Genomic DNA, 22,650 nt, shown 5'->3' on the forward strand with positions numbered 1-22,650 from the left:
CCGTCCCGTATAGAGGGCCGGCAGGCAATTTTTATTGGTATGATATTGTTTTGGAGCAGCAAAACAGGCCTAACATTAGCTGCGCTAACTTCAAAACCTCCCTTTTGACCTTAATGTCACATTTTGGTACAAACCACTCTCTCTTTTATTTCACGGTATAGAGATTGGAGGTGCTGCTCCCATTCGGCCTGTGCCGGGAAGCCTTTTTCAGATAGCCGTGCTGCTCCAGATCGTGCAGCGCCCGTTTGACCGTGGAGCGGGACAGCTTCATGTCCGAGGCAATGGTCTTGATGCCAGGCCAGCACTTTCCCTCGGCATCGGAGCGATCCCGCAGGTACATATAGACCGCCTTCGCTCTGGATGGAAGCTCAGTGTCGGCGTAAATCGTTCCGAAGTAGCTCATCGTTCCTCCTCTCCGAATGTCTTCATCTGCTTTCCTCTTTTTACAGCTCTCTCCTGAGCCGGAGCATGGGCGATGCCACCCCTGCTGGATACCGCATAGCCGCGGCTTTCGTCCATCTCATCCGGCTCACTGAGCTGCGGAAGATTCCGCTCCAGATCCACCCGGTTGGCATAGGCCACCGCTCGGTTGGCTCTTTCCGGCACCACATACGGCTCCCCGAAGGTAATGCCCCAGTTTAAGAAGAGTTGGAGCCGGGTCCGCATGGGATGGGTGCCAGTTTTCATGACGATAAAGCTGCCCTTGGGAATGGATTTTAGCTCGTCGGGCGTCAGCAGGGCGCGCTCCATCATCTGCAGGCTCTGGCTGGGATCATTCTTGCCCCGGCTCACCGAGCCGGAGAGGACGGTGCGGCTGCCCAGAGCTTTGGACAGCACCTCCGCAGTCTGGCTGTTGGGGGCGAAGCCGCCGAAGATGGTGTCCTGGCAGTTGTCCTGAATGATCTCGCAGCCCTCTTTTCCGTAGTTTTTTTCGAGCTGCGCCAGCGACTGAATGATGGGAACCAGTGTCAATCGGCGAGAGCGGCCTGCGGAGAACAAGGGCAGGATATCAAAGGGCGGCATGGTGCCGAACTCGTCGCAGAAAAGCACCACCCGGTTTTTCAGCTTGCCGCCGTTCTCATCGGCCACGGCAAACAGCTCCCGGCTCAGGTTCTGGATCATGAGACCGGCCATGAAGTTCTTGGTCGTGTCTTCTTCCGGCAGGATCAGAAAGATGGCAGACTTCTCCGAAGCAAACTTCTCAGCGTCAATGGCGCTGTCGAAGCACAGGATCTGCTCCAGCTCGCTGTCCAGAAAGGCATTCAAGCGGGACAGCACGGTGGACATGACGGAGGCCATTGCCTGCTCGGCGCTGTTGAGGGCGGCACCGGCAAACCACCTCGCCTTGTGATCCGGCGGCAGTTTTGCCATCAGGAGCTGGAAGTGGCTCTTGCCCTTGACACGGCTGGGCTCCAGCAGATCCTGCACCAGCTTGAACACGGAGACGATATGGCGGCGCTCCTGGGGGTGGTCTTTATCGGGCGGCAGGAACTCGGCCAGCATCAGGATGACCGAAGTGAGAAGCCCTTCCGCCGCATCGTAGAAGAAAGCGTTCTGGCCGCGGTTGCTGTCATCGCCGTCCGGATTGACGATGGTCTTGGACAGGATTTTGGCGTATTTCTCGGCCTTGGCCCGGGCTGCAAGATTGTTCGGGTCACTCCGGGCAATGTCCATATACCGGTTGACCAGCGTCAGCAGATTGTTACCGTCTGAGCGGGTGGGATTTCGCAGGTCGATCACGGCCACATTCTGATACCCATAGCAGTTCTTGGCAATGGCGCCGTAATTGCGGGCGAGGTCGCCCTTGCTGTCCAGCGCCAGCCAGCTCATGCCGCTGGCGCAGGCGTACTCCAGATTGGGATAGAGAAAATAGGCGGTCTTGCCGATGCCGGAAGCGCCGATCATCAGGCAGTGGATGTCATCGCTGTCCACGAGGGCGGTGAGTTCGCCTTTCTTTCCCTTGCACCCCAGCACCAGCCCCTGCTCCGTGGGCAGGTTCTGGCCGCTGCGCCATTTCTTCACCTCGAAGGGGACATGGGCATAGGTCTGCCGGATCTCTTTGGCTGTGGCCCATCTTGCGGTGCCGTGCTGGCCGTCGCCGACCGTTTTGGATTTGATCCCGCTCAGGGTGTAGTAGTGGGACAGGCCCGCCAGACAGCCGATGACCAGAAACATCAGCCCGCCGGCCGCCAACAAAATCAGGACTTGGTGTGGCATGGTTAACCCCTTTCAGGGCACACCACTTCCTGCTCGGCATCATTTTTCTGAATGCGCACATCACTCTCGTTACGGCCTACTTCGGGCGAACAGGAAGTGGTGTGCGTTGTTGTTATTTACTGCATGACTTGTGCGTAGGACGGTTCCTCAGCGGTCAGATCATCATTCCAATCCTTGTGTGTGGGAATGAGCCTTTCCACCGTGTACCTCTCTGCCAGCTGTTCCTTCATGCGCCGGCTGGCCAGATGGCCAGCCTCGTCATTGTCGAGGCAGAGCAGGACCGTATTGATTTGCGGCTGCCGCTCCAGCAGCTTCAGCACCGGCTGAATGGAGGTGCCGCAGCAGGCCACATAGCTGTGGCTCTGCCAGCCCTCCGGATGGAGCGTGATGTAGGAGAGCATATCGATGGGAGCTTCGAACACATAGAGGCTCCCATCTGTGCCGATGTGGTGGAAGCTGTGGCGGGGATCGCAGCCCTCCACATTGAGCCGGAAGGCTTTGCCGAAGCTGTTGGCGCTGCGCTTGTGGGCATGGCGGGGGACGCCGTCTTCATCCGTACCCACGAAAACCGCATTGTGGTAATCGGCGTCTTCATACAGCAGCTTCTCTCTTGCAAAGTGCGCCACAACGCTCCGGTCGATATTCCGGTGCTTGACCAGATAGGCATAGACCCGGCGCATATTGGAATTGGCCGGCGGAAGGACAAAGGGCTTCGGCGGCTCCTCTACCCGTTCTTCGGCAGAGGGATAAACCGTTCCCAGCTCGCCTCCCAGAAGCATGGTCACCGCCTCCGGATAGCTGAGGTGATAAAACCGCTGCACGAAGCTGACGGCGTGGCCGCCCCGCTCCTCGGCATGATCGTACCACTCGTTGCCGCGGATGGTGACACTATGGTCACGGGCCAGCCGTTTCTCTCTGCCGGAGGCAAGGAGCTTTTCGCCCCGGCAGCGGAGGAACTCCTCCAGATCAACGGAGGCGGCTCGCTGCTTCTGTTCTTCCGTGAAATGAATGTAAGTCGACATAGGCTCCTCCTGTTACATGGTCTGCTGATAGGATACCTGCTCCTCATGATCATCCGCCTTGTGGCCCATGGCCATCCGCTTTTCCGTCAGCCGCTTGCGCCGTTTGGAATCAATGCGAATCCCTGCCGGATTGCGAGGCGGCATGGAATTGTCCCGGAAGATCCGGCTCATGTGATGGAGCAGCTTGGTTGCCGCCAGCATGACGGACGGATCTCGGAACTGGTCAAAGCGGTCAAGGAAGAATTGAGCATACGCATTGCCCTGGGCAGCGGAGCGGGTGAACCAATCCCTGGCCTGCTCCCGATCCTGTTCCACATCCCGGCCCAGGAGATACAGCTTGCCCAGTGTGTACTGAGCAAACGGGTTTCCTTGTCTGGCGGCGGCAGTCAGGTACTCCAGAGCTTTTCTCACATCCTTCTTTACGGACTCACCGGTGAGACAGAGCTTCCCAAGGCGGTATTGGGCAAACGGATTCCCATGCCCGGCGGCCTTGTCCAGCCAGCGCACCGCCTCATCGGTGCGCTTTTGAGAGAGCAGGAGCTTCCCGAGTGCGTATGCCGAAAAGTCATTTCCGGCCTCTGCGGATAAGCGAAACCAACGCTCCGCCTTTTCATGATCCCGCATTGTGGAGAGATCATCCCGGTAGAACTTTCCCAGCTGATGCGCCGCCACCGTGTATCCTTCCACCCAGAGCTGTTCCAGCACCCGGACGGCTTCGGCGTGTTCCTCATCCAGCGCATAGACATCCTGCAGAACCGTTTTGGCGGCACGATAGCGTCGAGCCTGTTCATATACGCTGCTGGATCGCTGCTCCTCATGTGCCGCCTCCGGCTCCGGCTCATCTTGCATTTTCTCATCTTCAAAAGTCGGGAGGCCGAGGCGGATGTTCTCGGCCTCCCGGATGATATCGTTTTTAATCCGGCGGAACTCTTTCTGCTGAGAGAGCGGGAGATGCTCCCGCGGTGTACGGCTGCCATAGCACTCGTTCAGCTCATCCCGGATCTGATTCCAGGTTTCATAGCACTTTGCTACTTCCGGCTGCCGGGCCAGCTCGTCCACGATGGTGTCCACCAATGCTTTGAGCGGTTTCTTCAGATAGCCATACTGCTTTTTCCCGGTGGTGGTTTCCAGCGCCTGCACCAGCTGGCGCATCTGCTTCTCGATGACAGGGTTGTCGCAGAGCTGATGCTCCATCTTCTGAATCAGCTCCCGCATGGTATCCTGCGCCACTTCGATCAGCTCTTTATAGGCAACATCCTTCCGCTCGTAGATCTGGATCATCTCATCCCGGAAGATGGTGTTGGTCAGCTTGGAGCGCATGGTCGCAATGCCTTCCCTGGTCAGGAAGCCCTCCTTCGGATCGTCTGACCAGACCATCATGTGGATGTGGGGGTGATGCCCCTCATTGTGGAAGGCCGCATACCAGCGGAAGTGATCAGCCGGTATCTTCATGGCCTTGGCCAGATCCTGTGCGTGCATCATGAGCAGGCCGCGCCATGCGTCCGCATTGTCGTACCCCAGCCGGGCAGCATCCTCACGGCGCAGGGAGTAGATGATGGTCCACACATTTCCGTCATGGGCTTCCAGCTCGGACATGGCTGCGTCGAGGTCTACTGCGGCGGCGGAGCTGAACAGGCCATGGGCCCCGCGGCGCTCCACACGGGGGCGGGTGGCAATGTAGGACAGGTATCCGCTCTCAGAATTTATTTCGTGGAGGTTTGCATCCAGTGCCATGGTGATGAAGGCTGATGCGGTACCAAGGGTAGGCGTCTTACGGTAATCCTCATACTCGAACAGCTCCACGGCATCAGGGAAATCATGCAGGAGCTTTTGGATCAGTTCCCGCTGTCCTTTGGTGACGGGACCGTTGCCGGTCAGCTTCTCCACACCTTCGCGGGTGGCAATGTATTTCATGTACCCGCCGGCCTTTTCGGATTTGATGTAGCCGCTTTTCTGTACGAGCTTTGCCATGAGTTACACCGACTTCTGGAAGTCCAGCGCATCCTTGAACGAGATGCGCCCGTTGGTGCGCTTCATATCCCGAATGGCGCGTCCCCGCAGACGCTGGTACTCGCCTTCGTCGATATCGGTGTCGTAGGCGATGATCTGCCCCAGCACATTGAGATCCACGCCCTGCTTGAACAGGAGCGAGCCCATGCGTCCGGCGAAATTGTCCAGGGTGCCGGTGAGCATGGCGGAGAGTGCTTCGGGCAGGAAGCCGCCGGCGTTCTTCGTGTTCAGATAGCCGATGTAAAACCGGAGGGCATTCTCCACGAATTCGCTCCGGCTGGCGCAGTTGTCGAGGCGCAGGTAGATGTCTACCTTCTCGTCCAGATCCTCAGAGATCCAGAACCCCTTCTTCGTTTTTCTGCTTTCGGACTTCAGTAAAACCACTCCTTTTTTCGTCAAGTCCCCGCTGAGAACCCTTGCCACAGCGGAGCTTTTCCGCATCATAGGGTCCAACAGCTCTTTCCACCCGCCGGATTGTCCCCGCTGCGAAAAGCCGGAAACTGCCCGCACTGCGGGCAGAAGTGGGAGAGCCGGGGGCGGCATTGTCCCCGGCTCTTTCTCCTGCTTCGCTTTCGTCAGCTTTCCGCCCTCTTGGAAAGCGGCCCAAATCCCGCCTGTTTCTCCGGGGTGGGGTACACGGTCGGCTACCCGCTGAAAGCCGCACACAGCGGCTCACAGGGGGCAACGGGGGCTACATCTGCATCTCCGGGGACTCCTGACTCTGCTCCGCCAGATAGTCCGCGCAGCACTCCTCCAGCGTCTGCCCCAAGCGCGCCTGACAATAGGCATCCATTTTCGGGAGGAGCAGAGCCTGCTCCTCGGCGCTGAGGCGATACTTGAACGCCTCCTCGTCGCCGTTGCCCCGCTGCAGATACACCTCCAGTGTGTCGCAGACACGACGGGCCTCCAGATCGTAGTTGGCATAAATGTTCAGCCAGTCATCATTCTCGGTGGTACAGACATTGGTACCAAACATCTGATCTGCGTCGAAGCACACCTCCATATAAAACTCCAGCAGATTGTCGTTCTGAATGATCTCGTCAGCGAAGGAGATGTCCTCGGCGCAGAGCCGCCGGCTGCCGGAGAGGTATTCCGATTCCGGCTCCTGGTGGAGCGTTCTCTCCTCCAGCCGGTCCAGGAAGATCCGCCACCTTTCGTCCGACGAAGCGTTGCCCTTCTTCATAGCGAAGTAGGCGGCGGTGCTCACATCCCGGATTCTGAACCGCTTCCAGCCATCCAGGATGCTGACGGCTTCCATATCTCCGCTGTCGAGGTCGATGTCGTAGGCACCCACCACCCGGCCGGTGTTGTCCAGCCGCTCCGACACGTAGGAGTTGAACTCCTCTTGAGAGATCCGCTGGGTGTGCAGCAGCGTTTCGACAAAGCGGTGGGGCGCCTCGTCGGGCGGCTTGCGGATGTAGCTGCGCAGACGGCGGGCGGTCGAGAGCAGCTCAAGTTTTTCCTCGGCCAGAATATAATCGGAGCTGCCGTTCTCCGTGACATGAAAGACGGCGAACCGCCGTGCGGCCTCCCGAGCTTCCTCCTCCGCCTGCTGCTCTGCCCAGAGCTCATGGCTGATGCGCTCGTACTCCCGATGAGGAAGCTGGTTGCACATTTCATCAAGGATATTCTCCAGATGCTCCTCCAGCGTTTCCCCCTTCAGTTGTTTGCTCAGAGCGTCGTACCACCGCTCGTCGAGCCAGAGTGTGATCTCACGGCCCCTCATTGCATTCCTCCCATTTCCGGCCCGCACTGCTTCATCTCAGGGTACTCGGTCAGGAGGTGCCACACGCCGTTTGCGTAGTTGGCGCTGTTGACCGTCTGACCGAGAAGATCGTCAGCAGAGAGCGACATCGTGATGCCGGGCACGCCGGGATGCGCCGCGGCGCTCTGGCCGCTCATCAATCCTTCCGCCTGGGCTGCGGTCAGAGGCACAAAGCCGCACGGGGTCATCAGGGAAAAGACGCCGCCAACATGGGTGGCCAGGAAATCACGAACCGTGCGTGGGCCTGCGTCATCAGTCAGATCCTCCCGAAGTGTCCAGACGCAGTGGAGCAGCTCCTCACCATGGGAGGCATCCAGACCATTCTCCGCAATCCAGCGGTCGGCCAGCTCATCCAGCGGCTCGTCCAGCCCCAGCAGAAACCTGGCATCCTCCTCATTGATGGCATCCTCGATGTTGTCGCGGATCAACCGTGCGGCGGTGATCTCCTCAGCGGCATCGATCAGCTGAGAGGGATCGGCCGCCATCCACTGCTTGACCCGGCGCTCATAGTCGGCGCTGATCCGCTTCTTCAGCTCCTTCTTGTAATCCATGGCGATCTCATCTTTGTTCACTGGATCACCTCCGGTTCCTGGTCAGGCTTCGGTGCGGCGGCTCTCGGGGTGCGCCGGGGCTTGCTCGGAGCGGCGGCGCTTACATCGCTCTCATCGATATACTCCCGCACAGGGGCGGGCACATATTTTTCATAGAGCTTCACCAGCGCATCCGTCATCTCACGGTCCAGGTCAAGCTCCTTCTTGCCCATATAGCGTTTGAGCGCAGAGAGCTTCTCCTCGTCGAAGGTGATGGTCAGGTTCACTTGCTTCATTGGCACTTCCTTTCTCAGTCGTAGTTGATGTATTCGATCTGCAGCCAGTGGGTCCAGACCCGACCCTCCAGCTGTGTTTTCACCACACCTTTTTTGGTATTCATAGCTTCAACCACATAACCGTCACCGATGTACACGCCAATGTGGCCGTCATGCCAGACAGCGAGGCCGGGGATATCCGGCATGGTGTCGATGGTTCCGGATACTGAGGCGTTATAATACATCTGGTTGGCGCCAAGATCCGGCATCCCATTGGTTCCATACTCGATAGTCATGGTGTCGGGATTGAGCCATCCGTACCCTTTGATCAGGCCCACGCAGTCTGTTGTCCGGCCGCCCAGCCAGTTGGCACGGATGAAGTCCGCATAGCTGCCGACACCGTCAGGGTACTGCTCCAGCTTGTAGGCGAAGAGCGAATCGGTGAGGACACTGCCGTATGTTCCCCAGACATAGCCCCAGCCGGACTCCCAGGCGTGTATGGCGTAGGTCACAAGGTCTGCGGCGTTCTTGGTGGTTGGATCGGTGAAGGCGGAGATGTCCAGCTCTATCTACATTCAGCTTGCTCCGCACCAGCTCCGTCAGCACATCGGTCTGGAGCAGCTTGAGGCTGTTGTAGTCGGATGCGGTCAGCTCGATGTACACGGCGCAGTGGAGCAGAGGCTCACGGTTGCGGTGCATGGTGGCCACCAGGGTGGCCACGTCCTGAAGGTTGCTCTCGGCAGTGACCGTCTGCTGCAGGTCGTTGGTGTTGGAGCTGTTCAGGCGGTTCTTGTTGGCGGCGTTCTGAATGATGCGCTTTTCCTCAGCCGGGGTGACCTGCCGGGTGTAGATTCGGAGGGTGACGCCGTCCTTTTCTCCCAGATGACGGAGGATAAAAGCATGATTGGGCTGGTGATGGAAGCAAAGCCGAAGTATGAGCCGGTGGTCATTCCAGTCAGCGAATCAATGCCGCTGAGTGAATCCACAATCTCGGTTGCCGCCTCGCCGATGGAGGTGCCATACCCGGTGATCCCCGCGGTGAGGCTTGCCTGCAATGTGACGGAAAGCTCATAGAGCCGAATCGGCACAACCGTAAACAGGCTCACCGCCATAAAGCCCTTGATGGCACACAGAGCGGTTTCTTTGAGGTTCCCTCTGCCGGAAGAATACTCGATGCCGCACTCGAAGCAGGCCACCACGAGGCCGGTCACATAGAGCGCCCAGGCCAGATAGGAGAAAAACAGCACAATGCTCTGCACCCAGCTCAGTTCGAACAACTCGACGCCCATGTTGCCCATCTCGGCAAAAAAGTTTCCGAGAAAGCCCATGACCTGACCGTAGATCCAATCCACGATCTGACCGAGGATGGTGTCGGCAACAAAATCCCAAATAAACAATGGTTCGTTCACCTCTTTTCGGGGTGAGGCCGCACCAACTGCTTGGGATAAAAGGCCAGAGGCCGTACAGATGGTACGGCCCCTGGGTCAGTTCTTTACATGGTCTGCTGCCACTGAGGGTCAGCGGTCTGGCTCTGCTCCTGAAACACCTCCAGATAATCCGATACCGCATCCGTGAGCCGCTGGTAGTCCTGGCTGTTGGGATGGTAGACATACCAATCCGCTTTCCCGTAGTCATCCCAGATGTACGGATTGATCCCATTGCGGAAGTTCGGGTTGCCGGTTTGCTTTTTTCCGAGGATGTCGGAAAGATTCAAAAGCAGCACATCCACCTGGCCTTCGTTCCGGTTCAGAATGGAAATACGAAGGGCATGGTATTGATTTGCCACGATCCCCGTGACGAACTGGATCTTTGCCCGATTCAGCTCATCGAGACGCACATAGCAGGCTCGGCCTACATAGGTGGCGTCCGGATACTTTGGGGCAACGATCTTGTGAAGCTCCTGTTCGAAAAAGCTCATATACTCTCCTTAGATGCCGATGATGCTCCAGAGATACATGGGCGCAGTGAGGGTAAACACGAGACAGGCAAAGAGGATGGCGGGAGCCGCCCACTCGAACTGGCCGGATTTTCTGTACTCGAAGTAGGCGGTGCCCAGCTTGGCGAAGAAGAATACGGCAAGGATCAGGTCGATGGCGGGAAACACCACATTGTCTACCACCGACTTGATCTGAGTGGATGCGGTGGACCAGGTGCTCTCGACGGCGCCGGCCACATCTCCGGTACCGGCGGCGAAAGCCGTGGTCGCCATCAGGCAGGTCATTGCCAAGACCACGACCAGCATAACGATCAGGCGCTTATAGTTGAATTTACGCATAGATTTCCTCCATTGTGTTATTAAGTTGTGGGGGCGATATGCCAGTCTTCCCAGAGATCACCGGAAATCCGGAGGGAGTCCGTGAGGTTCAGCGACAGCATTCCTGCCGGCGTCCAGCAATCCAGGAGCCAGGTATATGGCGTATAGCTTCCATCGGGATACCATATCGGTGTGAAATGGGTCGGCCGGTTATAGGTGCTGTAGGGGTTGTCCTTGAAAGCAAAAGTGGAGCGTTTGCCGCTGATGCTTCGATCCAGGAGCCTCCAAAAGCCTTCGTAGTTGAACTCCGGGAAATAGGTCGCCGCATTCTGAGCCGCAGTCACGGCAGAACTCTGCGTGGTGCTGACGCTGGCTGTAACGCTCTGCTGGATGCCGTATCCGCTCTTGAGCGCAGAGGAAGATGCCGTGGGCGACAGGTTGTCCGGCGTGATGACCATGGTTGCCGTCAGACTGGCAGTGTAGGCGTTGTAGTCAAATTCCCACCAGCCCTGATCCTCCCACCAGCCGTTGTCCACCCAGTGGTACCAGCGGTCCGTGTGGGATTTGCCCTCGCTGTCCGTCCACCGATCCGTGTGCCAGCACTTCTCCCAGTTTTCGACCCACACCCAATTCTCCTGCCACCAGGGAGACCAGATGCCCCAGGAGGCGGAGGCCACTTCTTCTTTCTCTGGGATATCCGCAAGGGTGAAGGTATCGTTTCGGTCATCGGCCACGGGATTGGGCGGGTCGTTGCCGTCCAGATCCACGATGTTGGCGGTGATGGTGCTTTGCGCCGTGCCTCCGCCCAGCACCCTGACCTGAATGGTGCAGACACAAGGTTCATCGGGGGTGTGCCACTTCACCCAGACCAGTTGGCTGTCGCCATCCGGATAGTACACATTGCTGATGGTATAGGTGCTGCCTTCGATCACAAACTGCACGGTGACCGGGTTGTCCGGGTCTGACTGCCCGCCGGACACCTCCACCGAGGTAATGACATCGGTGTCCACCCGGTATTCGTAGTCAAACTCATCCACCTCCGGTTCCTCCACCTCATCGTTGAAGCGGACGATGCCGATCCCCAGCGAGGAGATGATCTGCTCGTTACTGACCTTGCTGGTAGTGCTGCCTGACCACGCAGGATACCCGAGGTCGGCTTCCTCCAGAAAGATAGCGAGCGGGAGATTCTGATGGGTCAGCGATCCCATCCAATAGCGCAAGTTGCCGCTGACCACCTGGTCGTACAAAGCGGCCTCGGTGGCAGTCATTGCAAACTGCTGTCCGTCATAATTCAGGTACGCAATCGGCTCGATGATGATCTTGTAGTCGCCATTGACCAATGTATCGAAGTCCATGCCGACATACACATCGTCATAGTTGTCATTGACGGTGGAAATGACCGCCTGCTGCGCGGCCTCCTTTACGCCTTGGGCAATGATCCACAGCCGGCTGAACTCGGCAATGGCGCAGAACAGCATCAGCAAGACCAGCACGATAGCAAGGATCATGGGGGTGCCCTCGCCGGAGCGACGGCGAAAGATATGCTTGCATTTCAATGGTTTCACCAACTTTCATCGCGGGCATACGGGCCCGATTATTCCGGCTCCTGGTGCGCGAACTGGGTGCAGCGGCACGCTGCTCACTTCCAATACACCTCCGACTTGCCTGTGGCGGAAGCCGTCAGCGTGATCGGGAACGAGCCAAACCCTCCGAACAGGCCGATGTCCGTCTCCAGCGTCAGGGTCACGGTGACCTCGTCGTTGAGCTGGATGCGTCCGGTGGTGGACCACCGGATGTCGGGGTCAAGCCCGGTGCTGTCGGTAAGCGCCGCCGCCCGGCGGGTGGTCTCCGTGCCAACCCGGCCGGCGATCTCCGCCTCGCGCACCAGCTCCACCGCATAGGTGTCCAGCTGCTGTTTGGTGATATAGACCGGCAGCACACGAACCACCAGCGCGAGCACCAGCATGGCGCACACCACCAGGACGCATACATCGATATAGCCTTCGCCGGAGCGCCGTTTCAGTATTTTTTTCATGGCGACCTCCTTTAGAACAGGCTTCCCAGAGAATTGACGATCTGGTACACGATGATGACGATGTAGGTCATCATGAAGCACATGAGCATGATGAAGCTGAACACCCGGATCTTGGGCGGGATCTTGGCGGCCTTGGCCTTGAGGCGCTGCAGTTCCAATGCCTTCAGATCGTGGGACAGCATCTGGAAGTACATTCGCCCGTCGTCACCCCGCAGTATGCCGATGAGGCCGCGGACGATGTCCGAAATGATGGCGGAGCCCATTCTGGCCTCAAAGCGGATGAGCGCCGCTTCATAGGAGGAAGAACGCATATCCGCCGTCAGCACATCCAGCTCACGACCAAAGTCAGGCCCGGCGTGTTTCTTGTAGTTTTCCAGAATCCGCAGCACATCCCGGCTGGCTGCCAGCTCCTGATGGATGGTGGCGACGAACCGGGGCAGCTCGCCCTCGATCAGCTCCATTCTGGCCTTGACCAGCTCGTCAGCCCGACGGCTCTCCTTGAACCAGGTCAGCACGGCCAGCACCACGATGAGGGGGCTCAGGATGGGCAGGATCAGCAGGCACGGGATGATGCCGAGCAGGATGAGGCAGGGCTTCAGGATCGAATAAGCCGTGTAGACCTGGGGCGTCATATCCAGCCCTGCCGCCGTGAGCTTGCTCTCCAGCCGGCGGTATTTGTATTCGTCCATTCGGATCAGCGGCGCCAGCTTCAGCGCCCAGCCGAGGATCAGCGCCTCCAGAGCTTTGACCAGGCTCCGCTCCCTCCGTCCGGCAGAGATGAGCGCCCGTTCCGTGGCCAGTCTGGGAATCTTCAGAAGGTCGGCGAGGACGAAATACAGTCCGGCGGCCAGCGCGGTCCCGAACAGGAATAAAAGTACGCCCATTTCCTCACCTCCGATACTCAATAGGCTGGGTCAGCTTCACCACAAAGGCAAAGGACACGAATACGGCTGCGATGCAGACGGCGATGACCATCTGGCCGGGGATGGTGTCCACCAGGGTGTGGTACCAATCGGTGTTGATGAACCGCACCAGCGGGATATTGATCAGCACCAGGATCGCCATGGTGACGAACTCCTTGCGGGGGCCGAAGACCAGATTTTCCAGCTCTCCGTTGACCACTCGCATATCCGACAGCTTGCTGACGATGGGAGTCAGGGTGCTTTTCAGGCTGCGGTCTGTTTGGCACGCCATCACCGCTTCGCACCACTCCTGCCACACCTCATTGTCGATGGCGTATTTCAGGTCGTGAAGTGCGGCGTCCATGTCCGGGTCAATATGCTTGATGCGGGTCAGAAACCGCTGGAACACCTCCTGCACCGGGTGGTGCAGGTATCGGACATTTTCCTCCACCGCCTGCTGGAAGTTTTCCGTGCGCAGATAGGCGGTGGTGATGACCGACAGCGCCGTTTCCAGCTCTACGGCCACATCCTTTTTGAAGCTGCCGGCTGTCAGCTTGACATACCAAAACGGCGCCAGCATAAAGCCGACGGCCAGCACGGGGACGAGAAAGGCGTTCCCGGCAAGGATGGCAATGCAGGCGCCCAGGGCAAACAGCACCAGGGAGGCCATGCACACCATGGGGAACTTCCCCTCACGCCCGGATGCGGCCAACACCGCCTGCGCCTCTGTGATCTCCCGGCGAAAGAAACCGGCCTTTTTTCGCTTGGTCGTCTCGTTGATATCCGCCCGGATGCTGCCGGGAGCAGCAGTCAGCCGGGAGAAGATGCTGTCGCTCATTTCTGCGGGGGATATCCCCAGCACCATAAAAAGCCCGGCGATCATGCCAATACAGGCGATCAGTTGGATCATTGTCATGCAGTTTCCTCCTTTCTCTGGATGAACTGCTCCAGCTCACCGCGGGGCATACCGTTCTCGATAAAGCGGCGCTGCAGGCTCTCGGACATTTCCTCGCACTTCTGGTGGTGTCCCTCAATGATGAACCGGTCGCCCTCCAGACGGTTTTCGGTGATGTTGTACTCGTAGAGCTTGTGAAGCCGGCGGCTCCCATCCGGCAGGATCTCGCACTCGGAGATATTGGTGATACGGCGCTGCTTGTTCTCCAGCTGGCGGCAGTAGACCACGATGGGATACGCCTCGGTGACATAGCCCATGAGTGTATCGTCAGGGGTGTCCACGGCCCGTTTGCACAGCGATACCATGCGGCGATAACACGGACGATCTCAGCCTTCTCGCTGGCGCTGCGGCTGAACAGGGGCGTCACCCCGAAGCAGATGACGAGCGCCAGGAGGATACACAGCACACCGATCACGGTGCGGTTACGGAAAATCTTCATATGAGCCTCCTTATATGAAATATGCGGGGATGAAAGCCACCGCAAAATATGGGACCAGCGGCTGTTTTGCCGATGCGCCCTTTCGCAGTGCCGGGATCACGCGCATGGCAAAGGAAGCCAGAAGGAGCGCAATGGCCATGATGCTGAATCCCGTGATTACCCGGTCGAAGCCCAGAACAAAGCCTACCGCCGCAGCCAGACGCACATCGCCGCCTCCCATCAGGCCGAAGCCCGCACACAGATAAAACGGGAGAGCGGCCAGCAGCGCCCCTAAAAGGGAGGCGGGGCTGATGGTGATCAGCCCCGCCAAAGCGATTGCGATGCAGACGATATCACTGACCGTTCTGGATCTCAGGTCATCCACGGCGGCATAGATAAGCCCCCCGCAGAAGACCAGCGCCTGCGCCCAGTGCATCAGCCGGCGTAGTTGAACATCTCCTGGATGCGCTGAGTCACGGTGGGCATGACCGTGTCGTTCAGCACAGCGTACAGACCGGCCAGCACCAGGGCGCCCAGGACGACGGCGATCAGCACCTTGACGGCGGTATCGATATAGCCCTCGCCGGCGTTGCCGCAGACGGCGCGGCGGTGGAAGGCGGCGATGGAGGTCTGGCAGTTGATGGCGGCAGTCTTGGCAGTATTGGTGATATTCTTGAACAGCTTCTTCATATCCTCATACGCCGTGAGGAGAAACAGCGCGGCCAGATCACGGTCTGACATTCGATAGCAGCGCGCACGCCAGTGCTGCCAACGCTCCCGATGACTATCGCTCAGGAAAAATCCAATGGAGCAGCCATTGAAACTTCTCTCTAAGCGGGCCTGAAGCTGCACTCCTACTTCAGGGAAGAAGCAATCCCTGACAAACTCGTTGAGGTCAATCGCACCGGCCACGATCCGTTCATCCAGACAGATGCACTGCTCCAACGGGCAGGGATGCTTTCGTCTGAAGTTCATGCAGTATGGGCACTCCATGTCATCTCTGCTATATTTGAAACTGGGATAGTATCGGCCATGGCCCCTGGGCTTGAAATAGGGCGGGGTCATCATCTGCTGTTCCAGCTGGCACAGCGGTGTATCCCGCATGAAGTAGCGTGTCATAAGGTCATGCCCATCCCTTTCTGCTTGATTTCGCAATCGTCTTCCCTGATTCCCTCATTCTCCTCCGTATCGCTTTTCTGGCCGGGCATAAGGCATTCGCCCGGATAAAGCTCCATTTCGTACAGCACGCTGTTATCACCGCTTCTGCGGTCAAGAACCTTGATGGTCGTGCCCTCAAATAAATAGTTGGATGCCTTTTCGAAATCAGAGCGGAATCCCTTCCCGTAATTACAGGTCGAATACTGATGAGTCGGCTGATCCTTGACCACGGAATAGTAAGCGTTGGTCTGAACCTCAGTCACCACCCGTACAAGCCCGACCAGGGCAGGGTGCTTGTTATGGCTGGTTGCCACCAACTCTGTCCCAGGGCGGATACAGCGTTTCAACTCAGCCAGGTTTTTGATGCGCAGCGGCGCTTTTTGTTCGTTCTTTTGATCCAATCTTCAATCCTCCTGTCTGGTTTGAGGCAATAAAAAAGCGCCGGAGTCTTATTTCTAAAACTCCGGCGCCTGAATATTACATGATCGGTTCCTGGTTGTAGGGTTCCATGGGGTGTTGCTCCTGCTCTCTTATGCGCTCCAGAGCATCGGGAGCTGCAATGGCAATCTGCTCCTGAACGCCCCGTATGCACTTTTCCTGCTCGGCAGTCAAGTCATAACCAGCGTCTAAGGTGTCAGAGCAGCACCGGTAGATTTCGATAAGCTGCTCCTGATTGAAGATCTGCTGTTTGGAAATGAGGCCGGCGCGGATGGCGAAGTCCTGCTTGGCACCTACATAGTTTTCCTGAAAGTAATTGCCCTGGTTGAGACCTGTGCGGTCGAAGCTCCAGTCCCATGTGACGAATTGGACGCCAAGCCGGGTGGGATGGGCAGCCAGCACGGCTCCGTTGAAGTCAGCCAGCAGGCGGTAGTCACCGGTCAGGCTTTGGGCTTGCAGGGGCGGAGCCTGTTCAAGCAGCGTCATGTACTCCCGCACGGTGCAGGCCAGATCGGTGGCTCGCTCACAGGCCCGTTCCCGTTCTGGTGTCGCTACATCCTCCTGCCAGTAGCGAACGCTTCCGTCCGCTGTGATTCGGCAGAGAGGGAGACCATCCCACTCCACAGGAAGCAATTCGTCCTGTTCCGGCTGCGGGACAAAACCCTCACGGTGAAGAGCGGTACGAAGTTCTTGAAAAAACTGTTCTCGATTCATTTACTACCTCCTGACATTTAGTGCCCTTTTTGAAATTATCTGAAAACGAAAAAGGGCGCCAACCCATTGGCCCATCACGACCAACAAATCGACGCCCCAAACTTTGTGTATTCTATTGGTAGAAAAATAGCGCCCTTTTTGAAAGTTGCTGTTTCAAAAAGGGCGCCACATGGTTTCGGGTTTGCCAACCACTAAGAAGAGGGGGTTCGAATCCCACCAGTTAGGGGGAAACAGTGGTTGGCATCTATGGAATCATCATCGAATTTTCGAGCTGAAAAAGCCCGGAAACAGTTGATGCCGTAGGCTTCTGGCCTACGGCATCTATACTGTTTTGCTTTTATGGCGCAGAAGGAGGGATTTGAACCCTCGCGACGGTTTCCCGCCCTACTCCCTTAGCAGGGGAGCCCCTTCGGCCACTTGGGTACTTCTGCGTGCCGAATGAATCTGACATATGAAAAGTGTGGCGGAGAGAGTGGGATTCGAACCCACGGATGCTTCCACATCGCCGGTTTTCAAGACCGGTTCCTTCAACCACTCGGACATCTCTCCACGTCCTGTCCAGGTCAAATGCAAAAAAGATTATACTATAGACTCTTCAACTTGTCAATGTCTTTTTTAAAATTTCTTTGTTAGTATATGACAATACCGCCGCGCAGACTGCACGGCGGTATTGTAAATCAAGCAAAGAATGCGTGGGCACCAATGGTGGCCACATAGGTGCAGTTGCGGTTGAACCACCGGCTGGAAGAGATGGAGGGATTGATAAAGTACAGGGCATTGCCTGCGGTGTTAGCCCCCTCCATAGCCAGCTTGGCGGCAATCACGCAATCAGCAGGCGGAGTCCGCTGAATCCGACCATTGGACGCGGGAGTAAACTGATTGCGCTGGAAAATCACGCTGTAAACCGAGTTAGGGAACTGGGGACTAGCCACACGGTTCAGCACCACGTTGCCCACGGCGATCTTGCCCTCCAGGGACTGGTTGCCGCTTTCACAGTAGATGATGCGGGAGAGCCAGTACAGATCCTCCTGATTATAGAAACTATCACCAGAAGCAATAGGCCCGCTGCCGGAAGTGATCTCAATCGTACTCTCGGCCCCATTCCAGACGACCTTGGCGCCCAGAGCCTGGCACAGCGCCCGGACAGGAACCATCACAGTTCCATTCTCCAGCTTGATGCCAGTGGGGATATACAGATAGCGGCCATTAGCCACCAAATACTTGGCACCAGGCTTGATCTCCAGCTTCAGACCTGGAGCGGTCACTTCAGCCTGGCCATTATTCCACACGGCCACAGCTTCCGGATAAAGGGCCTGCACAATGGGCCAGTAGGACACGTACGTCATTTCATTTTCTACCTTGGTGGCAAATTCGGTCACCAGGGACGTACTATTTACTTCAAAGCTGACGCCGCTCTCAGCAGCGTACACAGGCCCGGTCAGAGACACACAAAGGACCAGACTTGCGAGCGCGCAAAGGGCTCGTTTTTTCATTGTTAGGAATCCTCCTGTTACAGACTGTTACTTGTTGTTCATCTTTTTGTAACCACATTGTAACCACTTTCATCTCAAAAAGTCAATAGGAAATTTTCCCGCTTTTCCTGAACTCATTGCAGCGCAACGGATTCACGATTTAATTTTTTTAGAGAAGTAAACATTTTATTGAATTATGTAACCAAGGGCGGATACAAAAAGCAACAAAAAGAAACAGGCTCCTTTCTTTTCCGAGGCGCCCACTTTTCCCTGGTTTTTCCAGTGTGAGCAACACTTCAAATATCCTTTTTCCTATTTCAATTTTGTCTTTTGGTAACCCTTTCTGCGGCAGTTCGTTTCTGCTAGCAGCACCTCTCAATCAAAAAATTATTCTTTTTTCATTTTACCCCTTGACGTGGCGAAAAAATCTGCTATAATGTAATCCGTTGCCTGTCCTGTGCAGTCAACTTGTAGAGCACTCACCATGGAGAGATGGCTGAGTTGGTCGAAGGCGCACGATTGGAAATCGTGTAGGCGTTAATAGCGTCTCGAGGGTTCGAATCCCTCTCTCTCCGCCAAAGAAGGACATGACCAAGGTCATGTCCTTCTTTTATTATTATATCAGACGGCATCTTCCAAATCTTCTTTTGGGGGTGAGGACTCGTAGTTCACATAGCGCCAGGAGCTGCGTTCGTAATCCACATGGATGATATTTCCCCGCATTTCGGGAAACGGTGTGTTATAACAAATAGTTTCCTCAGGCTCAATGCGCCATAACATCTCGTTGTAGCCAGTCATAACTATTCTTTCTGGTCGCAGCGGTTGTCATGCTCTGAGGCCATATAAGAAGAGGCAGCAACAACGCTCCCTTTTTTAATCCCCCTCAAATCAGAAAGCAAACGTAGATTCATCTCCCCAGTTGACGCTAGGAATCACCCGGAGCCCATTGGAAGCCCAGTAAGCGCCGCACCAGCGCTTGCGAAATACATTATAAAGCTGCATAACAGGATCCATTTCCAGGTATATACTGAAATCCGGCGACAGGACCGCACAGTACCAGGATAGTTTTCAATGTCGTTGTCCGGGTTCTTCCAGACTCGCTCAAAGCGATAGTTATATAGGAAGAAATGACCATGCGGTCGAGGTGATTCTGATCCTCACAATGGGCTTGTCAAAACCGATGAATAAAAAATTACAAAGTCTCCTTCTTTTTCTTGGTGCTTTGGAATGATGGAGATTTTTAACTTTCCTTTGCCAACTGGTTACAAAGCAACGCCTGACTCGTTCGGTAATTGTGGTTTTCTTCGGTCATAGATAGCCCTCCTGTATGCAGTAAGGAACAACTCCTTCTACATATAGGTTCCCAAGCAACTAAAGTTGCACATTTCTGTGCAACAACATGAGAAAATTTACAAATTGGCAATAAAAATTGGAGTACCTCAAAGGATACTCCGATGGTCAGATTGTAATTATAGGACTTGGAAAACTCCAGGCATATCAATGGTTTTAGTGTAGCAAGCAAGAGGTTTTTATCCCATCAGATACGATAAGTAGAAAGATCATCCAGCTTTTCGGCAAATGTTTTTGCCTGATCGGCTTCTTTTTCAAATTGCGCCTTGATTTGCTCGTTCATGCGTGCATTGAGGATTTTCACCACTTTCATATCTTCTTCCCTGACGGGAATTGTAGCAATATCATTCTTTTCACCGCACTGGGGAAAATTAACCAACCAATACCCATTGATGTTTTCTGGTTCAGTGATCCACCCTTGCATACCATTATGAACGCCACCTCTTGTGTACTTTTCCTTTTCGACGATAACTTCTACATTGTCCATGTATGTCATATTATTTACCTCCGTATGGCGTATTCAGTTTTATCTGCCCGTTGGGTTTTACCATCCAACCTGTGACAAAATACGGAATAGGATCCAATGTGCAATGGCAGTAGGGATAATGTGGGCAGGGCGGCGCATTTCTTTCCGAAAACCAGCAGCCATCCAGCATCAAGCACTCTTCACAGTGGATTTCGCCCTCTGGATAGTGCGTCCATTTGACCCAGCTTGGTAGTCCTGCACCCTTTTGTATTGTACCGAAACATCGTTTATAGTACAACATTTATTCCCCCCTTAAAAGTACAAGAAAATCATTCTTCATAAACAGGGGAAAATAGGCCAAAAGTTGCATGTTTTGTACAACTACTACAAAAATTTTTAAAAATAAAAAATCGGAGCATCCCGAAGGATACTCCGATTGGTCGGAGTGTAATTATAGGACTTGGAAAAATCCAGTCATATCAATGGTTTTAGCGTAGCAAGCAAGAGGTTTTTATCCCATTAGATACGATAATTAGAAAGCTCATCCGGCATTTCGGCAAATGATTTTGTCTGATCGGCTTCTTTTTCAAATTGTGCCTTGATTTGTTCGTTCACGCGTGCATCAAGGATTCGTACGACTTCCAAATCTTCTTCTTTGATGCTGATTTCGGCAATATCATCCTTCTCGCCGCACTGTGGAAAATTGACCAGCCAATAGCCTTTGACGCATTTGGAATAGCAAATCCATCCATACATACCTTTATGAACGCCATCTCGTGAATAGGTTTCTTTTTCAACGGTCACTCTTACATTGTCCATTTCTTGCATATTATTTACCTCCATAGGGTGTTGTCATCCTCAATTTTCCGCCTGGCTCCACCATCCAACCGGTAATGAAGGAAACCTCTCCAGTTCCATCTCTTCTTGGAATGATAACACGGATACTAATTCTTTGACCGTTCCAGTTTAATTTACCAAGAGTATATTTGCCTGCGATATATCGTTCCTTCGCCTGCCGCTCTATCTCTGCTTGTAGCCATCTTGCGTCCTCGACAGTATATCCCCATTCTTTGAAGAGCTTTTCTTTATTGTGTGTTTGCAGTCCGGTTGTGTTAAACAAATATGGATCAAATTTTCTATAGTCACTGTATGCGGATGCATTTATCAGGACTACAGCATAATCAACTGGCTCTAAAGTACAGTGGCAGAATGGGTGATGCGGACAAGGTGGATGATTGGACGCCATAAAGAAACATCCATCCAGCATCAAGCACTCTTCACAGTGGGTTTTGCCTTCTGAATGGTGCGTCCATTGGACCCACCTTGGCTGCTCTGCCGCTTTCTGCGGCAGCAGCTTTCCCGTATATCGTTTGTAGTATATCATATTTCCTCCTATCATGTAAAATTAGGTTTCTACAGATAGGCTACAAAAGGAAAAAAGTTGCACATTTCTGTACAACTTTCAAAATAGAATTTACAAATTATTAAAAATGGGTGAGTCCTGTAAGGACTCACCCATGGTCCGAGTGTCATTAAAGGATCTGTGGAAATCCAGTAATATCAACGATTTCAAGCAGCCAGCAGGATGCTTTATCCACTCAAATCATATAGTCGGAAATAGCCCCCGTCTTTTTCCCTTTTTCTAATGCGTCAAACTGCGCCTTGATCTTCTCATTCACAGCAGCATTCATTCCATCTGGGAGCAGGTGCAGGTCTTCTTCTTGAATTGCTATTGTTGCAATATCATTCTTTTCACCGTATTGAGGAAAATTGATAAGCCAACAGTTCTCAATATTGCGTTCATCGCAGATCCACCCCTGCATACCTTTATGAACACCCTCGTTGGCATACTTGTTCTTCTCAACAATAACTTCAACACAGTCCATATATCTCATCTTATTTTCCTCCATATGGTGTATTTAGTCGTATTTGTCCATTTGGATACACGGTCCATCCAGTTAGAAAGGAGACATTTTCAGCCCCATCCTTTCTCGGGACTTCAATTCGAATACTAATTCGTTGCCCATACTGATCTAACACACCCAGAGCATAGTCTCCCTTTACATATTTTTCTCGTGCCTGCCGTTCAATTTCTGCCTGTAGCCACTGTGCATCAGCAATGGTATAGCCCCAACTTTCGAACGCTTTGTTCTTTCCGTGCTTATAGTAATTTCTGGGATCAAACAAGTATGGATCGAATTTACTGTAATCGCTATATGATGTTGCATTCATCAAAACCACGGCATAGGGAATTGGGTCTAATGTGCAGTGGCAGTATGGATGGTGCGGACAAGGCGGAGCCTTTTCTTTCTGAAACCAGCAACCAGCCAACCGCAAGCATTCCACACAGTGAGTGTTGCCTTCTGAATGATGCGTCCATTTGATCCAGCTTGGTAGTCCTGCACCCTTTTGTATTGTACCGAAACATCGCTTATAGTACAACATTTATTCCCCCCCTTAAAAGTACAAGAAAATCATTCTTCAAAATAGGGGGAGATAGGCCAAAAGTTGCATGTTTCCGTACAACTACTACAAAAAATTTTTAAAAATAAATGAACACATCCACCAGCGAAGCTGGTGGTTGTCACTATGCGGGCATAGCCCTTTGTTCCTCGCGGACGCGTGCAACGCGTAATACGATCTGCCAACTGCGTGAGGACTGCTACTTG

Annotated in this window: 25 protein-coding genes, 3 tRNA genes and 6 pseudogenes; 1 reads left to right on the plus strand and 33 read right to left on the minus strand. The window is 54.6% G+C overall.

The window, feature by feature from the left end:
- Positions 1–145: 145 nt before the first annotated feature.
- The 26 genes and pseudogenes from WHJ28_RS15940 to WHJ28_RS16065 all read right to left on the minus strand — a co-directional run bounded on the left by WHJ28_RS15940 (position 146) and on the right by WHJ28_RS16065 (position 18,186).
- Complete coding sequence (locus WHJ28_RS15940) at positions 146–403, minus strand: helix-turn-helix domain-containing protein (protein WP_006572730.1); 258 nt, start codon at positions 401–403, stop codon at positions 146–148.
- On the minus strand, positions 400–2,217 hold the full coding sequence (locus WHJ28_RS15945) for a type IV secretory system conjugative DNA transfer family protein (protein WP_340043026.1): 1,818 nt from the start codon (positions 2,215–2,217) through the stop codon (positions 400–402). Before WHJ28_RS15945 ends, WHJ28_RS15940 begins: the two co-directional genes overlap by 4 nt.
- A gap of 116 nt (positions 2,218–2,333) precedes the next feature.
- The gene (locus tag WHJ28_RS15950; protein ID WP_340043027.1) at positions 2,334–3,239 is read right to left on the minus strand and encodes a DUF3991 and toprim domain-containing protein; all 906 of its coding nucleotides are present in this window, start codon (positions 3,237–3,239) and stop codon (positions 2,334–2,336) included.
- A gap of 12 nt (positions 3,240–3,251) precedes the next feature.
- Positions 3,252–5,210 (minus strand): MobP3 family relaxase, encoded by a 1,959-nt coding sequence (mobP3, locus tag WHJ28_RS15955; protein ID WP_340043028.1) that lies wholly within the window; start codon positions 5,208–5,210, stop codon positions 3,252–3,254.
- Positions 5,211–5,213: 3 nt separating this feature from the next.
- Positions 5,214–5,633 carry a hypothetical protein gene (locus tag WHJ28_RS15960; RefSeq protein ID WP_087295557.1) on the minus strand — a complete coding sequence of 140 codons (420 nt, stop codon included), beginning with the start codon at positions 5,631–5,633 and terminating at the stop codon, positions 5,214–5,216.
- Between the two features lie 307 nt (positions 5,634–5,940).
- On the minus strand, positions 5,941–6,975 hold the full coding sequence (locus WHJ28_RS15965; protein WP_340043029.1) for a hypothetical protein: 1,035 nt from the start codon (positions 6,973–6,975) through the stop codon (positions 5,941–5,943).
- On the minus strand, positions 6,972–7,586 hold the full coding sequence (locus WHJ28_RS15970; RefSeq protein ID WP_287879162.1) for a hypothetical protein: 615 nt from the start codon (positions 7,584–7,586) through the stop codon (positions 6,972–6,974). Before WHJ28_RS15970 ends, WHJ28_RS15965 begins: the two co-directional genes overlap by 4 nt.
- Positions 7,583–7,840 (minus strand): DUF6103 family protein, encoded by a 258-nt coding sequence (locus WHJ28_RS15975; RefSeq protein ID WP_287879160.1) that lies wholly within the window; start codon positions 7,838–7,840, stop codon positions 7,583–7,585. Before WHJ28_RS15975 ends, WHJ28_RS15970 begins: the two co-directional genes overlap by 4 nt.
- A gap of 14 nt (positions 7,841–7,854) precedes the next feature.
- Positions 7,855–8,382, minus strand: a pseudogene (locus WHJ28_RS15980) (hypothetical protein); the annotation flags it as partial.
- A 1-nt stretch (position 8,383) separates the two neighbouring features.
- Positions 8,384–8,713: pseudogene (locus WHJ28_RS15985) on the minus strand (type VI secretion protein); the annotation flags it as partial.
- Positions 8,701–9,216: pseudogene (locus WHJ28_RS15990) on the minus strand (conjugal transfer protein TrbL family protein); the annotation flags it as partial. The pseudogenes WHJ28_RS15985 and WHJ28_RS15990, both read right to left, overlap by 13 nt.
- Positions 9,217–9,311: 95 nt before the next feature.
- On the minus strand, positions 9,312–9,737 hold the full coding sequence (locus WHJ28_RS15995) for a hypothetical protein (RefSeq protein ID WP_340043030.1): 426 nt from the start codon (positions 9,735–9,737) through the stop codon (positions 9,312–9,314).
- Between the two features lie 9 nt (positions 9,738–9,746).
- Positions 9,747–10,094 (minus strand): DUF3852 domain-containing protein, encoded by a 348-nt coding sequence (locus tag WHJ28_RS16000; protein WP_087295600.1) that lies wholly within the window; start codon positions 10,092–10,094, stop codon positions 9,747–9,749.
- 20 nt (positions 10,095–10,114) lie between these two features.
- On the minus strand, positions 10,115–11,638 hold the full coding sequence (locus tag WHJ28_RS16005) for a TadE family protein (protein WP_340043031.1): 1,524 nt from the start codon (positions 11,636–11,638) through the stop codon (positions 10,115–10,117).
- Between the two features lie 74 nt (positions 11,639–11,712).
- Positions 11,713–12,108, minus strand: a complete 396-nt coding sequence (locus WHJ28_RS16010; RefSeq protein WP_087295606.1) for a DUF4320 family protein — start codon at positions 12,106–12,108, stop codon at positions 11,713–11,715.
- Between the two features lie 11 nt (positions 12,109–12,119).
- Entirely contained in the window at positions 12,120–12,992 is an 873-nt protein-coding gene (locus tag WHJ28_RS16015) for a secretion protein F (RefSeq protein WP_087233680.1), read from the minus strand.
- Positions 12,993–12,996: 4 nt separating this feature from the next.
- Positions 12,997–13,926 (minus strand): type II secretion system F family protein, encoded by a 930-nt coding sequence (locus WHJ28_RS16020; RefSeq protein WP_340043032.1) that lies wholly within the window; start codon positions 13,924–13,926, stop codon positions 12,997–12,999.
- Positions 13,923–14,279 (minus strand): annotated as a pseudogene (locus WHJ28_RS16025) (type II secretion system protein E); the annotation flags it as partial. The gene WHJ28_RS16020 and the pseudogene WHJ28_RS16025, both read right to left, overlap by 4 nt.
- Positions 14,276–14,404 (minus strand): annotated as a pseudogene (locus WHJ28_RS16030) (Flp pilus assembly protein CpaB); the annotation flags it as partial. The pseudogenes WHJ28_RS16025 and WHJ28_RS16030, both read right to left, overlap by 4 nt.
- A 10-nt stretch (positions 14,405–14,414) precedes the next feature.
- Positions 14,415–14,819 (minus strand): A24 family peptidase, encoded by a 405-nt coding sequence (locus tag WHJ28_RS16035; RefSeq protein ID WP_340043033.1) that lies wholly within the window; start codon positions 14,817–14,819, stop codon positions 14,415–14,417.
- Positions 14,819–15,073 carry a DUF6133 family protein gene (locus tag WHJ28_RS16040; RefSeq protein WP_340043043.1) on the minus strand — a complete coding sequence of 85 codons (255 nt, stop codon included), beginning with the start codon at positions 15,071–15,073 and terminating at the stop codon, positions 14,819–14,821. Before WHJ28_RS16040 ends, WHJ28_RS16035 begins: the two co-directional genes overlap by 1 nt.
- 425 nt (positions 15,074–15,498) lie before the next feature.
- On the minus strand, positions 15,499–15,942 hold the full coding sequence (locus WHJ28_RS16045) for a hypothetical protein (RefSeq protein WP_340043034.1): 444 nt from the start codon (positions 15,940–15,942) through the stop codon (positions 15,499–15,501).
- Positions 15,943–16,018: 76 nt separating this feature from the next.
- Entirely contained in the window at positions 16,019–16,693 is a 675-nt protein-coding gene (locus tag WHJ28_RS16050; RefSeq protein ID WP_340043035.1) for a hypothetical protein, read from the minus strand.
- Between the two features lie 340 nt (positions 16,694–17,033).
- Positions 17,034–17,124 (minus strand) — tRNA-Ser (locus WHJ28_RS16055).
- A 30-nt stretch (positions 17,125–17,154) separates the two neighbouring features.
- Positions 17,155–17,242, minus strand: a tRNA-Ser gene (locus tag WHJ28_RS16060).
- A gap of 128 nt (positions 17,243–17,370) precedes the next feature.
- Positions 17,371–18,186: a cell wall hydrolase gene (locus tag WHJ28_RS16065; RefSeq protein ID WP_340043036.1), complete on the minus strand. Its 816-nt coding sequence runs from the start codon at positions 18,184–18,186 to the stop codon at positions 17,371–17,373.
- Between the two features lie 465 nt (positions 18,187–18,651).
- Between WHJ28_RS16065 and WHJ28_RS16070 the strand changes: the two genes are divergently transcribed.
- Positions 18,652–18,743: transfer RNA gene (locus tag WHJ28_RS16070), tRNA-Ser, on the plus strand.
- A gap of 43 nt (positions 18,744–18,786) precedes the next feature.
- Here the strand turns inward: WHJ28_RS16070 and WHJ28_RS16075 are convergent.
- The 7 genes and pseudogenes from WHJ28_RS16075 to WHJ28_RS16100 all read right to left on the minus strand — a co-directional run bounded on the left by WHJ28_RS16075 (position 18,787) and on the right by WHJ28_RS16100 (position 22,426).
- Positions 18,787–18,963, minus strand: coding sequence for a hypothetical protein (locus WHJ28_RS16075; RefSeq protein ID WP_340043037.1), 177 nt, complete (start codon positions 18,961–18,963; stop codon positions 18,787–18,789).
- Between the two features lie 90 nt (positions 18,964–19,053).
- Positions 19,054–19,218: pseudogene (locus WHJ28_RS16565) on the minus strand (DUF4417 domain-containing protein); the annotation flags it as partial.
- Positions 19,219–19,702: 484 nt separating this feature from the next.
- Entirely contained in the window at positions 19,703–20,011 is a 309-nt protein-coding gene (locus WHJ28_RS16080) for a hypothetical protein (RefSeq protein ID WP_340043038.1), read from the minus strand.
- Between the two features lie 489 nt (positions 20,012–20,500).
- Positions 20,501–20,809 carry a hypothetical protein gene (locus WHJ28_RS16085; RefSeq protein WP_340043039.1) on the minus strand — a complete coding sequence of 103 codons (309 nt, stop codon included), beginning with the start codon at positions 20,807–20,809 and terminating at the stop codon, positions 20,501–20,503.
- A 1-nt stretch (position 20,810) separates the two neighbouring features.
- A complete protein-coding gene (locus WHJ28_RS16090; protein WP_340043040.1) occupies positions 20,811–21,365 on the minus strand; it encodes a DUF6883 domain-containing protein in 555 nt (184 codons plus the stop codon).
- Between the two features lie 214 nt (positions 21,366–21,579).
- A complete protein-coding gene (locus WHJ28_RS16095; RefSeq protein WP_340043041.1) occupies positions 21,580–21,876 on the minus strand; it encodes a hypothetical protein in 297 nt (98 codons plus the stop codon).
- A 1-nt stretch (position 21,877) separates the two neighbouring features.
- The gene (locus WHJ28_RS16100) at positions 21,878–22,426 is read right to left on the minus strand and encodes a DUF6883 domain-containing protein (protein ID WP_340043042.1); all 549 of its coding nucleotides are present in this window, start codon (positions 22,424–22,426) and stop codon (positions 21,878–21,880) included.
- Positions 22,427–22,650: the final 224 nt, after the last annotated feature.

This window comes from Flavonifractor porci, from assembly GCF_037572415.1.
Lineage (GTDB): Bacteria > Bacillota > Clostridia > Oscillospirales > Oscillospiraceae > Flavonifractor > Flavonifractor porci.